Here is a 13,450-nt window from a genome sequence, read left to right as displayed (position 1 = left end):
AGCGGCACTCAGTCGCAGGTCAGCGACCTAGCGCACAGGGTTAGAGCAGGTGCCTTCTAAGCACTTGGCCGCAGGTTCGAGTCCTGCCGGGGGCGCTCAGAACATGGCTGGTCATTGGACCAGTCACGGCCACGGCGGTCATGATCGCTGAGGTCGACCACCAGCAGGTCGGGCCCACTCGCCGGCCCCGACCTGCTGACCCGGTCCGCCAGCTCTAGGAGCCCGCCAGCGGCTGCCTGGGCGATTGTGACCTGGATCTCCACCTCGCGGCGCCCCCGGTTGAAGTGCAGCTGCAGCTGGAAGGCGTCATACAGCTCGCGCTGGATCGCCTCCGGCACCTCGGCCAGGCGGGTGCCGAGCTGTGGGACCGCATCGAGCAGGCTCGCGTCCTGGGGCCCTTCGCCGCCGTCCGGCTCCGCCTGAAGGTCTTTCAGCTCCTGGCGCAGCTTTTGGGTGGCTTGTTCGAGCTCCTTGAAGCTCGCCTTGATCTCCTTGCGGAACCGTGCGGACAGTTCCAGGTCGTCATCATCGTCGGGGTCGGCGAGCTGGCGGACGAGGCTGCGCTGGCGCTTCTCGTTGTCGGCGATCGCCTTCTCCAGCGCGGCTCTCTTCTTCTCGTGCTCCGTGGCCGGCTTGGTCTGGCGTGCCTGGAGGTCCTCGGCGAGCAGTTGCTGTCGGTCGGGGCCGAAGACCCGCTCGGCGAAGAACGTGTGGACCAGGTCGGTCAGCGGCGCGCCGCTCACCCACACCGCCTTCGGGTGCGCCTCGTACCAGGGCTCCTTCAGGTGGACCTGCTTCTTGGGCTGGCAGACGTAGTATTCCGAACCCTTGCTGAACTTGCCGAACATCCGCCGTCCGCAGAAGCCGCACCACACGTAGGAGCGCAGGAGGTAGCTTCGCCTGGTGGCCGGGTGCGAATTCTGCTCTGCGCCGCTGCGTGACCCCTGGCGGGTGCCGGGAACGGGGACGGCGGCGTCGAACATCTCCCGGGTGACCAGCGGTTCGTGGGTGGGCTGCGGGGACCAGATCCACTCGCTGGGCGGGTTGTTCTGGTTACCCTTCTTCCGCGCGCGGCGGTTCCAGACTTGATAGCCGGTGTACTTGGGGTTCTCCAGGATTCCGCGGACGGAGGAGGGGGTCCACCTGCCGACCGTGGCATCCGGTCGGTTGGCCTCCGGCGGCGGGTAGGCGACGCGGTCCGCATCGAGCCGTGCGGCGATCGCCGAGTAGCTCAGCCGACCCAGGACACGCAGTCGGAAGATCTCCGTGACCACTGCTCCCCGCCCGGGGTCGGGGACCAGGCGGTGCTTGGTCCGGCCCTCGGCCCGCCGGGCGGGCACCGGGTGTGGGACCTTGTCCGCGAGGTACCCGTACGGCGGCTTGCCGATGTTCCAGCCCTGGCGAGTGTGCTCGCAAAATCCGTCCCAGGACAGCTCCAGCATCTGCAGCACGTACCACTCGGACACCGCCTGCTTGACGCGCCGGGTGAGCGTCGGGGTCGCGCGCTTGGCACGGCCGTCCGTGCTGATCGGTTCATCCGCAGCGCACAGGGCAACGCCGTTGCGTTCCAGCTCGTACTCGATCTTCGTACCGAAGCGCAAGAAGGCGTCCTACGACGAACTCATCGCGGCAGGCGGCGCCTTGTGGTGGCTTCAGTCCGATCCCGACCTCGCGGGTGCCCGTCGGCTCATGTGTGCCACCCCTGGGGCGGAAGCCAGGCCGCAAACCCCGCCCGAAGTGTCGGTGGGCGGCTGGCTGCATGCCTACGGTGGCGGGTCTTACGCCGTTGGGCGTACCTGCCAGTGGATCATCGGCGCTGATGACAGCAAGGTCCACCAACTCGGGCCGGACTCTTCGCTCCGGTGCGCGGTGCCGTCCAATGACGACTATCTCTATGGTGACCTGCACCTCGCAGATGACACCTTGCTCGCTGTCCGGGGCACCGACGAAGGGGACGAGATCGTCGAAATCGCCGGGGAAGGCGTGAGCGTGCGGGTGTTGGTCCGCTCGCCGGGCTTCCTCGCCGCACCGCGGCTTCGCGGTTCGACGATCGCCTACCTGGAGTGGAATGGCGACCAGATGCCGTGGGACGCGAGCAGGCTCTACGTCACGGAGTACGTGGCTGCCGGCGGACTGGGCGCGGGCAAGCTCGTGGCCGGCGGCGACCACGAGTCCGTCGTCCAGCCGACCTGGGGGCCGGACGGGTCGCTGTATTTCCTCTCCGACCGCACCGGGTGGTGGAACCTGTACCGCTGGAACGGCTCCATCCACGAGGTCGTCCCATTGGAGGCCGACTGCGCGCCTGCGCCTTGGGAGGCCGGCTACCAGTCGTACACCTTTCTTCCCGACGGCCGTATCGCACTGACCGTTCACGATGGCTTTCGAACCCGCCTGGTCACCGTCGACTCGAGCGGCAGCCAGATGGAAGTTGACAGCGGTCTGACCTCGATCAAGCCCTACATCGCGGCGTGCGGCGATCAAGTGGCTGTCATCGGCTCCACCCCGTTCAGCACTCCCTCTGTCTGCCTGGTCGATGCCGCTCTCCCGGCCACTGCGTCCAGCCGTCCAACCCAGACGAGCCACAACCTGAGCCTTTCGAGCCCGACCCTCCGCGAGACGAAGTCTGGTGGTGTCGCTGTCCGGTATCTGCTGCACCTACCGACAGCGGGCGACAGCCAATCCCCTGCCCCGCTGCTTGTACGGGCCCATCCAGGGCCCACCGATGACGTGTCGCTGCGCCTGGACTGGACCGTCCAGTTCTTCACCAGCCGAGGATTCGCCGTCGCCGAGGTGGCTTACCGAGGCAGCACCGGCCAAGGCCGCGTCTTCCGCCAAGCTCTGCACGGTCATTGGGGAGAGTACGACGTCGAGGACTGCGAGGCCGTCGCAAAGCAGCTTCTCGCGGACCGGCTCGCCCTGCCAGAAGCAGTCTTCATCTCTGGAGCCAGTGCCGGCGGGTACACCGCACTCCAAGCCGCTTCCCGCCCAGGACCGTTCACGGCGGCCACGGCAACCTCGGCCATCATCGACCCGGCCCGGTGGGCCGCGACAGCACCACGGTTTCAACAGCCCCACGCCGCGATCCTCGCCGGACCGGCCGGCGCAGTGCGCGCCGAAGCAATCGCCAGGCCCGTACTGCTGGTTCACGGAAACGCCGACGACATTGCCCCAGTGGCAGATGCCCAGCTGCTCGCTGAAGGTCTGTCAGCGCTGAAGCTCGACCACGAGGCGCTGATTCTCGAAGGTGTCGGGCACTACCTGTCAGCACCCGCCAACCTCCAGACGGCACTCGAAGCCGAGTTGCGGTTCTACCAACGACTCATGCCCGAGACGCTATAGCATCCGCCTGACGCGCCGCCGCCGGCAGCACCTCGCGTACGTAGTCTCCGAGTTCAGTGACGGCTGGATGTCCTGCGTAGGGCGCCATGTCAGCGAGGAGCCGAGAGACACGGTCAACGCTGCGTCCTGACGATGTGCGTGCCGCAAACCCGACGGCCTCATGCCCGGCGGCGCACGCCTGCTCGAGATCGCCCGAGCGAAGCCACGTCGAGGCCAACAGCGCCGCGTCGATGGCCAAGCGACGGACTCGGTCCCGACCGACACCGTCGAGCGCGTCGGAGACCTGGGTCCGAGCGGCCGGCGCACGCCCGAGGTCATGGAGGCAGTGCGCCATTTCGTCCGCCAGGTACGCACGCGTGAAGTATGTGATCCACGGCGGTTCGTCGTCGGACAGGGATGCATCCAGCAGCCCTTCAGCCTGGAGAAGCAGCTCGGTCGTTTGTTGCTCATCGCCCATGCGCGCGCGTGCCCGGGCGCTTACAGCTACGATCGCGGCCCGCGTTGCCGGGCTCGCCGACGTTCCCACTGCAGCGGTGGCGGCCTGCGACCAACGGAGGGCGGCGTCCGGGTGATCACAGTGCAATGCCAGATGACCAAGGTTGACCGCGACCAGGTACCCGCCGTAGGAACGGTCACCAGTCGCCACAGTCAGCTCGAGCGCCCGCTTGTAGTACGCCTGCGCCCACCCGGGCCGACCGGAATCCACGGCCTGATAGCCCGCCAGTTCGAGCAGCCCGGCGGCCGCCTGGCCGCGGCTGAGCGCGACTTCCTGGCTCGCTACCGGCCGCGAGAGCAATGCCGTGAGCTCCGTGTCGATGTACGTGCCCAGGTTCACCGCGAACTGACCGGCACCGTGAGCGTGGTCCAGCTGCCGGAACATCGCGAGAGTGCTCCTGGCCACCGTTACGTCCTCGTCAGTGACCCACAGGCGGCCATGCGCAGCACCCGGAGCGGCGGTCTCTGGCTCTGTCGCCGCCCACGAGGCGATTAACGACTCAGAGGCTTCCGGAGCAAACCTGGCCGGCTGCGTGCTCACCGCGCGTACGGGGCCGACTGACCGTGTGCGACGACGCTCCTCATCAGCAGCCGGCCATAGAGCCGCCAGTACGCCATCCGCACGCAGCGCTCGATCACATGCCTCGATGAACTCGCGGGTCGGGAACCTCTCCGTCGCTTCAACTCGCCGCACCAGATCAGGACTGCTGTGGATCATCGCCCCCAGCCGGGCCATGCTCAGCCCGCGCAGCGTACGCAACCTCCGCAGCTCGGCCCCGAGCCGCGCTTGCTCCGACCCCGCCGACACGATCTCCCGCGCCTTGGCTGCCACCTCGCCCCTGCCCTTACCACCAGCCGACCATTCGTGGTGACACGACGTCAACCTACCGTCACGACGCGTCGGACGTAGTGGTTTTGCTGTCGACCGGGCCCAAATCCAGCGCGGTCAGCCCTGGCGACACTCGACCTACTTCTGGTCCCCGTGCCGGCAGCGTTCCCCGCGCCACCACCGCCGACCCGGGCCACGTTCCGACCGCGACGATTCCTCTGCCGCTCCACCCCAGCGGCGCGTGAGTAATCATGTGCGGCGCCCTGGACCACGCTGCAACAATTCGCGCTTCCCACATACCCGCTGGCCACACCGGCCGACAGACCCAGGAGCGTAACGACGCCATGAGCCGTCTCAGCGAGTCCGTAGTCCGCGCAATGGAGATCCTCAAGGGATCGGACCTGGCCGCGGACTATACGGTCGCCCGGCTCTTGGAAGAGACCTATAGCCGCCGCTCGCTGGACCTGTCCGACCTCTCCCTGGCCGAACAAGCCGCGCTGGTCGAAGGCCGCGCGATCTACGTCATCCCCTCCGCGTCCGCGCTCGCGGAGAAGATCACCGCTGCGCAGGCAGAGGGCCGACCGCTCGTGGTCAAGTACGGCATCGATCCGACGTCCCCGGACGTCCACCTGGGCCACTCAGTGCCGATCATCATCGCGTCACGCTTCCAACGCATGGGCCACCACGTCGTCTTCATCATCGGTGACATCACGGCCAAGATCGGCGACCCGTCCGGCCGCTCCTCCGAGCGACCCGCACTCACCGACGCCGACATCGCCCAGAACCTCAGCGGATATCAGCAACAGGTCACCCCGTTCATCGACTTCACGCGCGCCGACCTCCGCTTCAACGGCGAGTGGCTGAACAAGGTCAGCCTCCCCGCACCGGTGGGCGTCCTAGCTCACGTCCCGGTCTCGATGACCCTCCAGCGCGAGGACTTCCGTAACCGCCTCGCCGTCGGCGACGGCCTGTCGGTCGCCGAGTTCGTCTACTCCGTCGTCATGGCCCTCGACTCCGTGGCCATCGAGGCGGACGTCGAACTCGGGGGCGTGGACCAACTCCTGAATCTCCAGATGTGCCGCAAGGTCATGGAGATCCGCGAGCAGGCCCCCGAGGTCATCATCACCCCCCGTCGGATGTCTTCTTCGTGGCCCCGCAACGGGGCTCCCGGCCTCCGGCCCGGCATGACTGTTCCCCCCTGTAGTTCGCATGTCCGGGGGGGTGTCACCGGGCCGGAGGCATCGGTAGACCGCTGATAGGGGCAGGACCACCAGCATGCTGGGAGGCTCTTCGTCACGTGGATGCCGACGACTGGTGCCACGCCAACGAGGCCGGGACAGCACGACCTCGTACGGGATCAGCGTGATCGACACCGGCGATGTGGACGTCTTCCTCGGCCTGGACGTCGGCAAGGGCGAACACCACGGAACCGCGGTAACCCGGACCGGCAAGCGGGTCTTCGACAAGCGGCTGCCGAACAGCGAGCCCAAGATGCGGGCCGTGCTGGACAAACTCACCGCCAAGCACGGCACAGTCCTGGTCGTCGTCGACCAGCCCGCCTCCATCGGCGCCCTGCCCCTGGCGGTCGCCCGGGACGCTGGCTGCCGCGTCGCCTACCTGCCCGGCCTGACGATGCGCCGCATCGCCGACCTCTACCCCTGCGAGGCAAAGACCGACGCCCGCGACGCCTTCGTCATCGCGGACGCCGCCCGCACCATGCCGCACACCCTGCGCGGCATCGAGCTCACAGACGAGACCGTCGCCGAGCTGGAGATGATCGTCGGCTTCGACGACGACGTCGCCGGCGAAGCGACCCGCGTCGCCAACCGCCGGCGCGGACTGCTCGCCCAGATCCACCCGAACCTGGAGCGAGTGGTGGGGCCCGGGATCGACCACCCGGCGGTGCTGGCCCTGATGGAGCGGTTCGGCTCCCCGTCCGCCCTGCGCAAGGCCGGACGCCGCCGCCTGCTCGGCGTCGCCCGGCCGTTGGCCCCGCGCATGTTCGAGCACCTCGTCGAGGACCTCCTCGCCGCTCTCGACGAACAGACCGTCATCGTCCCGGGCACCGAAGCGGCCGCACTGATCGTGCCGAGCCTGGCCGGCTCGCTGCGGGCCGTCCTCGACCAGCGCAGACTCCTGGAGAAGCGAATCCAGGAACTGCTCGACGAGCACCCGCTCTCCAAGGTCCTCACCTCCATGCCCGGCATCGGCACCAGGACCGGCGCCCGCGTCCTGATCGACGTCGGCGACGCGAGCGCCTTCCCGACCGATGCCCATCTCGCTTCCTACGCCGGCCTCGCCCCGGCGACCCGCAGTTCCGGCTCCTCCATACGCGGCGAGCAACCCTCCCGACGGGGCAACAAGCAACTGAAACGGGCGTTCTTCCTGGCCGCGTTCGCCTCACTCGGCGACCCGGCCTCCCGCGCCTACTACGACAAGAAGATCGGCCAGGGCAAACGGCATACCCAGGCGCTCCTCTGCCTGGCCAGACGCCGGGTCGACGTCCTGTTCGCGGTGCTCCGCGACGGGACCTTCTACGAGTCCAGGCCGGCTGCGGCGATCAGCTGAACAGCGGATCCGCCAGCAGGACCACGCGGTCGGCATCGATATCGAACCTCAGAACTGGATGAAGTGGATCAGACTCGGGAGTCAACGTCACCGGCTTGCCGAGCCGACGCCCAATCGCCCGCAGCAGACGGCACAGCAGATTGACGCCGTCCTGGCCCTGCAGCTCCCGCAGATCAACATCGAAGTCGATGGAGCTGGCCTCATACGCCCGGAAGATCACCAGGAATCCGGTGGCGGGCCAGACCCTCAACAACGCGTCGGTGTTCTGGCTGCGGGCCAGCATGTCCACTGCCCGTGGCAGCCGGACGGAGGCACCGTCCTCGGAGTACTCGCACGACCACCCCTTCGACCGCACCAAATCCAGCACCGCCTGCCAGTCCTCGACCGAGGTGTCTACGACACGCGCGTCCGGCAGCGACCCCATCAGGTCAGGGTCGAAGAAGTTCCTGACGTCGTCCCACAGCAGATCTGGCATCCCGCCATGCTGCCCGGCCCCCACCCGCGATGCAGCCCGATTTCCTTGACCAACCCCAGAGAGGACCCCGACGGCACGGGCGCGAAGATAAGCAAGTCCAAGGTCAACTACTTCGGACCCTCTTCCTCCCCGGACGAGACCTTCGGCCGCGTCATCTCCATCCCCGATCACCTGATCGAGCCCTACCTCAAGCAGCTCACCGAGTGGACCAACGAGGAGATCGCCGTCGTCACGGGCCGGTTGACGGACGGCACCGCGCACCCCATGGCCGTCAAGCGGATCCTGGCGGGCGAGGTCACCGCGGCCCTGCATGGGCTGAAGGCTGCCGAGGCCGCCCGCGCCGAGTTCACCGCCTTCTTCTCCAAGCGGACCTTCTGCGAAACGCAGAACCTCCCGGTCATCTCCCTCAAGGAGCACGCCGAGACGCCCTGAAGTTCCCCCCTGATCTTGGACAGCGGGTGCTTACGCTGCGGGGGTGAAGTCGTGCTGCAGCCTGGCTCGGGTTTCGAGTGGGGTGAGATACCCGAACTCGGGGTGCTTGCGGAGCCTGGTGCGGTTGTATTCGACTTCGATGAAGCGGAAGACGTCGGTGCGGGCGGCCGCGCGGCTCTCCCAGACTGTGGTTCCGATCTCCGCTTTGAGCAGTCCGAAGAAGCTCTCCGCTGCGGCGTTATCGTAGCATATGCCGGTTCCGCCCATACTCTGCCTCAGGTTCAACTTCCTTATCTCCGTGCGGAATTCACTACTCGTGTACTCGATTCCGCGGTCGGTGTGCATGATGCAGCCAGGCTTCAGGCCGCCGCGACCGGCGGCCATCCTCAGAGCGTCGGTGACCAGCTCGGCGCGGTGATGGTCGGCCATCGCGTAGCCGACGACCTCGCGGGTCGCCAGGTCGATGACGGTGGCCAGGTACCACCAGCCCTCAAAGGTGGGCAGATAGGTGATGTCCCCGACCAGCTTCGTGCCCGGCCGCTCGGCGGTGAAGTCGCGGCCGACCAGGTCCGGGGCCGGGGCGGCCTTGGTGTCCTGCTTCGTCAGGTGACGGCGCCTGCGGCGGGTGATCCCGCGGATGTCACGCTCGCGCATGATCCGCTCGACCCTCTTCCGGTTGATGCCGTGGCCCTTGCGCCGCAGCTCGGCGTGCACACGCGGGGCGCCGTAGGCGCCCCGGGAAGCGGCGTGGATCTCACGGATCCGATCGGCCAGCTCGTCCTCGGCGGACTGCCGCTAGGCGACCGCCGGCCGCGCGGCGAGCCACGCGTAGTAGGTGGAGCGGTTGACGCCCAGGACGCGGCACAGCAGCGCGACGCTGTAGCCGTCGGGGTTGTCCTCGGCGGCCTTCTCCGCATCGATGAAGAGGCACACGGCGCCTACTTCACGATCTCCCTCGCGAAGAAGGCCGCGGCTTTTACCAGGATCTCGTTCGCCTTCTTGACCTCGGCCAGCTCGCGACGGACGCGACGCAGTTCCTCGCGCTCATCGCTGGTCAGCGCGCCCGCCGGCCCCTCGCCCCGGTCGGTCCGGTCCTGCTTGACCCAGCCCCGCAGCCCCTCGGGGCTCACGCCCAGTTCCCTGGCGATCTCGGTGACGTTGCGGTGCGGCGAGGACCGAACGAGAGCGATCGCATCCCGCTTGAACTCGGCCGTGTACCGCTTGCTCATGTTGCTCTTGCCACTCACTACTGGACTGCTTCCTCCGGGACCATCCGTCCCAGTATCAGGCTGTCCAGCTCAGCGGGGGAACTTCACCCTGCTCACCCAGATCCTGGGCTTCGCCACCAGCAACTCAGCCGCCCCCGCGTCGCCGCCCAGAACGGCCTGCATCTCATCGCCGAAACGGCGGACGGCGGACGGCGGACGGCGGACGGCGGACGGCGGACGGCGGACGGCGGACGGCGAGCAGCACACCACCCAGCTCGACCAGGACACCACCTAGCAGCTGCTGTCCGCCCTCGTCAGCGAGGCGGACATCACTGGGGAAGCGACGTTCTACCTCAAGGCAGGCCGGAGGATCGCCCGCATCGACGCGTGACAAATACTGGCGTGGTGGTGGGGCTGGGCTTTCCCCGCCACCGCGCCAGTCTCGGTCGTCGATGCTTGATGATGTGTGCTGTCCCGCGGGATTCTCCCGAAGAGCCGGCACGCACAGCTGGAACCAGCGCAAAGGACCGGGAGACCGTACTCTCGGTGAACCTTCACCTCCTCAAGACCGCGGTCCCCTGCCCGCCGTCCGACTTCAGTCGCCTCCCTGACTAGCCATCTGAATCCGAGCGGCAAGCAGTTGGATGCTGCCCTGGAGCTCTCCCTGCGGCGCGGCCAGGTCAATCGGGTGGCGATGGATCGTGATGTGGCCGTCAGCGAGAGGGATCTCCACGGTATTGGTGGGCCCACCGGCGTAGACGAGGTGGCCCTCGGTGAGTCCAAAGCGCAGGCAGTAAGCGAGTATCTGGTATAGATCGTCTCGGCTGTGGGTTCTCTTGTACTTGGCGTCCACCAGCGCGTACGGCCGCGCCAGGCCGGCGGCGGACGGCCTGTAATGGACCAGGTCGGGCAGAAGTATGTATCGACTGCGACGGTCCAGATATCTGGTCTTGTCCGGGGTGTGACTGTAGGCACTTCTGTGCTGCTCGTCGAGCTCAGCGCCTACCGCGGCTCCGATGAAGTCCTCAAACACCTGCCACATTCGCAGCAGCAACCCGTCGACGAGGACGCTACGGCCATCTTCGAGTTCATACGAGCCACCGCGCAGGATGAGCTGCGCGAGGGCCAGGGCTGGCAGGTAACGGGCGTTGAGGCGGTCCGCATTCCAGCGCGGCAACGCCCGGCCGGGGCCGACTGGGGTCACGCCATCGAGGCGCGCCACAATGGCACACAATCGTGCCCGCATCGCTGGGGCCAGATCGGGGAGTCGCAGAAGCTGCCGCGCCGCACCGAGGAGTATCTGGTTCTCGGGAATGTCGGCAGTGTGCTCGTCATAACTGACTTCCAGCGGCAGCGGCTGGCCCGGGCGTCGGCGGAGCTGCTCGCCGACAAGCAGCCTGCCGCGTAAGACCGGCAGAGAGTCTTGGACCTCCTGATAGCCGAGCAGGACACCGGGGATGAGCGCGCGATCGGCCGCCGCGACGAAAGCGTAGGCGATGGCGGGTACAAGGTCCGGGCGGTCATCTGCCTCGACCGGCTCGGGTCGCCAATCAGCGCGCTTGGCCGCGTATTGGAGGAGATAGAGAAGCCGGTCGACGAGGACCTTGGGACGCAGGCGAAGCTGAACCGTGTCCTCGCCTCGACCCAGCTGGACGGCCCCGATCATGTCCTTTGGCTTGAGGTCCCACTCCATCGACCAACGCGTCGGCCTCACCTGCACGAGCTCGGACTCGCTGAGAATCGCCGCTTGCGTCGGCGTGAGGGTACGCCGGACCCACCCGCCGCCTTCAGTCAGTTCAATTCGAAGGCCGGGCAGGGTGCGGAACCGAACGGCGCTACTCACCCGATCTGTCCAGCGTTCGCGTCTTCGTCGCTCTCCAGCGGGCCGATTGGATCAACTTGCATCGTCGGGAGTCCGAGCCGCTGCCGGAGCACATCCAAGCCGTACGTGGCGGAGATGTCTGTGCGATCGCCCCAGTGGTACTCGGCGAGCAACGGGAGAATCTGCGTACGCCACACGCGTTCGAGTCCCTTCGGACTCTCGTGGACAGCCTCGCGCATAAGGTAGGAGGGACCGATGCGGAAGTCCCGGTCAGCGGAAGGGGATTCGGCGATAGCGCCGTTCAGCTCACGAAGAATCCGGGCACTGTCCTGCGGCAGATCCTTACTCTCAAGCCACTTCTCGAGCAGAGTGTTAGTGGGAGGAGCATCAGGGTGCAGCTCCTGGAAGAAGAAGCGGCGGCGCATGGCGCTGTCCATCAGCGCGATGGAACGGTCAGAGGTGTTCATCGTGCCGAGAATGACGAGGTTGGACGGGAGGTCGAAACTGCTGCCTTCCTCGGACCCATAGAGCAGGCGGACAGCCTTCTTCCGGTATTCCAAGAGGAAGTAGAGCTCCCCGAAGACCTTGGAGAGGTTACCCCGGTTGATCTCATCAATGATCAGTACATAGACCTGGGCTGGGTGCTGGCGAGCGGCATCAGCAAGCCTGCGAAGGGGACCTCGGACCAGGTCAAATGCCAGACCCGCCGCCGACGGCTCTGAGGCCTCGGTCTTTGCGGAGGAGCGGTCCGCGCTGCCGCGAACTAGGCGAGGACGGTACCCCTCGAAGAAGTCCTCATACGAGTAGGCCGGGTGGAACTGAACCAGCTGCGTATTCTCCGGGCGCCCGCCGGTCAGGTGGTCCGCAAGCCCTTGGGCGATGTGGGTCTTACCCGTGCCAGGCGGCCCGTAAAAGATCATCTGCGGCCGGTCGCGCAGTAGTTCCACACACTCCTGAAGCCACGCCCCGTCTGTCATGAGATCAGCCGCCAGCTCGCCGGTGACATCTGGGAGAGCAGCCTGCTCGTCTGCGGTCCCGGGCCGGCGAGGCTCCTCACTGAGCAGCCGTTCCAGATCCCTGGTGAACTCTGTGAGATCGATCAGGTCCACGCTCGGATCATCCAGGCGGTTGATCAGGGTCTCCGGGAGGTCAACCCGGTACCTGAGCGGCTCGTCGAGGTTCTGCCAGTCGACGGGGCGCTGCACCCATGAGGGGACAGCGTGCTCGTCCTCATGGCTGGGCCACCGGGCGGGACCCTTGACTACACCGAGATAGACCTTGGATGCGTCGTTGCAGAGCACGATGTCCCCCTCGGCCATACTCGAGAGGAAGGCATGGAACTGCCGGGTGAGGCTGTCCTGACGATTTTGATCGGCACTGGGAAAGCTAGCCTTCACCGCAGCGCGCACTCTCGCGGGAGCAGAGCCTGGTGACAGTCTGGGCAGCCCAAATGTCCGCAACGAGCAGATGTTGTTGGTTCGCCACATCGATCTGATCAGACTTGCGCCGGTGCCTTCCTCACTACCACGTACCAGCCATGAGCGGCGGGGGGCCAGACCGCTCTCCTGGGCGGCCTCTGTATCAAGTTGACGGCCCAGCTCGTTCAACTTGGAGAGCTTAGACAACTCCAGTCGCGCCTCAGGCTTTGCGCGGATGCGGTCCGCACTCGAGATTGCTTCGCTGAAGAGACCATCCTGTTGGAGGAGCTCGCGCCACTCGTCGCGGTCTTCCTGCTGCATGCTGTACGCGCCCGCAGGAATCTCCCCCTCCCGGCTCAGGGCACGGTGCCAGCCGTCAGGACGCTCGGTCTGCAGCCAGCCAGCCAGCCGGACCTCCTTGAGCTCGAATAGCTCAGCGAGGTCTGAGAGCGACGCCCAACTCTCTTCTGGCAGCAGGCTGAGGAACTGGCCAGCGGCATTGAAGACTTCCTGGCGGGCCTCCCAATAGCGGTAGGCACGCGTCGCCTCACCATAAAACCCCGCCGGACTCTTGAACTCGTCCAAGGCATCCCTGCCGAGCCCCGTGAGCCGCCAGCCATACTGACGAGGACGACGCAGCCAACCCGCTTTCACCAGATTCGTGGCCGCCCGGCTCACCCCCTCCAGGAGCGAGGTGGGGTACTCCTCCACCGCTTCAGCCCACTGGGGCTCCAACTCCGGGTCCGCCTCCAGTACGAGCGGCCACAGGGCGCGTCGAGCAAGCCCCTCCGGCTTCTCGGAGAGGATGTCAGCGGCGATACGCAGAGCACGCCCAGTGATCTCAGTTACGGTCGGCACCGGAGC

11 protein-coding genes and 2 pseudogenes are annotated in these 13,450 nt (G+C 66.8%); 4 read left to right on the top strand and 9 right to left on the bottom strand.

Annotated features, from left to right (window positions below):
• Positions 1-56: 56 nt before the first annotated feature.
• The gene (locus ACFYNO_RS24960; RefSeq protein ID WP_388016512.1) at positions 57-1,601 is read right to left on the bottom strand and encodes a recombinase family protein; all 1,545 of its coding nucleotides are present in this window, start codon (positions 1,599-1,601) and stop codon (positions 57-59) included.
• Between ACFYNO_RS24960 and ACFYNO_RS24955 the strand changes: the two genes are divergently transcribed.
• Positions 1,561-3,339 (top strand): prolyl oligopeptidase family serine peptidase, encoded by a 1,779-nt coding sequence (locus ACFYNO_RS24955; protein WP_388016509.1) that lies wholly within the window; start codon positions 1,561-1,563, stop codon positions 3,337-3,339. The two genes, ACFYNO_RS24960 and ACFYNO_RS24955, sit on opposite strands and share 41 nt — an antisense overlap.
• On the opposite strand, the gene ACFYNO_RS24950 is transcribed toward ACFYNO_RS24955, so the two are convergent.
• Positions 3,320-4,219: a hypothetical protein gene (locus tag ACFYNO_RS24950; RefSeq protein WP_388016846.1), complete on the bottom strand. Its 900-nt coding sequence runs from the start codon at positions 4,217-4,219 to the stop codon at positions 3,320-3,322. The genes ACFYNO_RS24955 and ACFYNO_RS24950 overlap by 20 nt on opposite strands.
• Before the next feature lie 225 nt (positions 4,220-4,444).
• Positions 4,445-4,642: pseudogene (locus tag ACFYNO_RS24945) on the bottom strand (helix-turn-helix domain-containing protein); the annotation flags it as partial.
• Between the two features lie 398 nt (positions 4,643-5,040).
• Here ACFYNO_RS24945 and tyrS point away from each other — a divergent pair.
• Positions 5,041-5,919: a tyrosine--tRNA ligase gene (gene tyrS / locus ACFYNO_RS24940; protein WP_388016506.1), complete on the top strand. Its 879-nt coding sequence runs from the start codon at positions 5,041-5,043 to the stop codon at positions 5,917-5,919.
• A 106-nt stretch (positions 5,920-6,025) separates the two neighbouring features.
• Positions 6,026-7,231, top strand: a complete 1,206-nt coding sequence (locus ACFYNO_RS24935) for an IS110 family transposase (protein WP_388016825.1) — start codon at positions 6,026-6,028, stop codon at positions 7,229-7,231.
• Here ACFYNO_RS24935 and ACFYNO_RS24930 read toward each other — a convergent pair.
• Positions 7,224-7,706, bottom strand: a complete 483-nt coding sequence (locus ACFYNO_RS24930; RefSeq protein WP_388016503.1) for a hypothetical protein — start codon at positions 7,704-7,706, stop codon at positions 7,224-7,226. The two genes, ACFYNO_RS24935 and ACFYNO_RS24930, sit on opposite strands and share 8 nt — an antisense overlap.
• 45 nt (positions 7,707-7,751) lie before the next feature.
• Here ACFYNO_RS24930 and ACFYNO_RS24925 point away from each other — a divergent pair, with 45 nt between their 5' ends.
• Positions 7,752-8,138 (top strand): hypothetical protein, encoded by a 387-nt coding sequence (locus ACFYNO_RS24925; RefSeq protein ID WP_388016500.1) that lies wholly within the window; start codon positions 7,752-7,754, stop codon positions 8,136-8,138.
• A gap of 30 nt (positions 8,139-8,168) precedes the next feature.
• On the opposite strand, the pseudogene ACFYNO_RS24920 reads toward ACFYNO_RS24925, so the two are convergent.
• The 5 genes and pseudogenes from ACFYNO_RS24920 to ACFYNO_RS24900 all read right to left on the bottom strand — a co-directional run.
• Positions 8,169-8,915, bottom strand: a pseudogene (locus ACFYNO_RS24920) (IS3 family transposase); the annotation flags it as partial.
• Between the two features lie 18 nt (positions 8,916-8,933).
• On the bottom strand, positions 8,934-9,071 hold the full coding sequence (locus ACFYNO_RS24915) for a hypothetical protein (protein ID WP_388016497.1): 138 nt from the start codon (positions 9,069-9,071) through the stop codon (positions 8,934-8,936).
• A 5-nt stretch (positions 9,072-9,076) separates the two neighbouring features.
• Positions 9,077-9,367 carry a transposase gene (locus tag ACFYNO_RS24910; protein ID WP_388016494.1) on the bottom strand — a complete coding sequence of 97 codons (291 nt, stop codon included), beginning with the start codon at positions 9,365-9,367 and terminating at the stop codon, positions 9,077-9,079.
• Between the two features lie 574 nt (positions 9,368-9,941).
• Complete coding sequence (locus tag ACFYNO_RS24905) at positions 9,942-11,189, bottom strand: McrC family protein (RefSeq protein ID WP_388016491.1); 1,248 nt, start codon at positions 11,187-11,189, stop codon at positions 9,942-9,944.
• Positions 11,186-13,444 carry an McrB family protein gene (locus tag ACFYNO_RS24900; protein ID WP_388016488.1) on the bottom strand — a complete coding sequence of 753 codons (2,259 nt, stop codon included), beginning with the start codon at positions 13,442-13,444 and terminating at the stop codon, positions 11,186-11,188. The genes ACFYNO_RS24905 and ACFYNO_RS24900 overlap by 4 nt, the downstream gene beginning before the upstream one ends.
• Between the last annotated feature and the right edge of the window lie 6 nt (positions 13,445-13,450).

The organism is Kitasatospora sp. NPDC006697 (assembly GCF_042869935.1).
Lineage (GTDB): Bacteria > Actinomycetota > Actinomycetes > Streptomycetales > Streptomycetaceae > Kitasatospora.
The sequence above is the reverse complement of the archived record's forward strand: the minus strand, read 5'-3'. Positions and strand labels throughout refer to the sequence as shown.

Bases quoted from the DNA above. Each gene is read 5' to 3' on its own strand.
- ACFYNO_RS24950 (WP_388016846.1), bottom strand. From the start codon at position 4,219: ATGTTCCGGCAGCTGGACCACGCTCACGGTGCCGGTCAGTTCGCGGTG.
- tyrS (WP_388016506.1), top strand. From the start codon at position 5,041: ATGGAGATCCTCAAGGGATCGGACCTGGCCGCGGACTATACGGTCGCC.
- ACFYNO_RS24930 (WP_388016503.1), bottom strand. From the start codon at position 7,706: ATGCCAGATCTGCTGTGGGACGACGTCAGGAACTTCTTCGACCCTGAC.
- ACFYNO_RS24910 (WP_388016494.1), bottom strand. From the start codon at position 9,367: ATGAGCAAGCGGTACACGGCCGAGTTCAAGCGGGATGCGATCGCTCTC.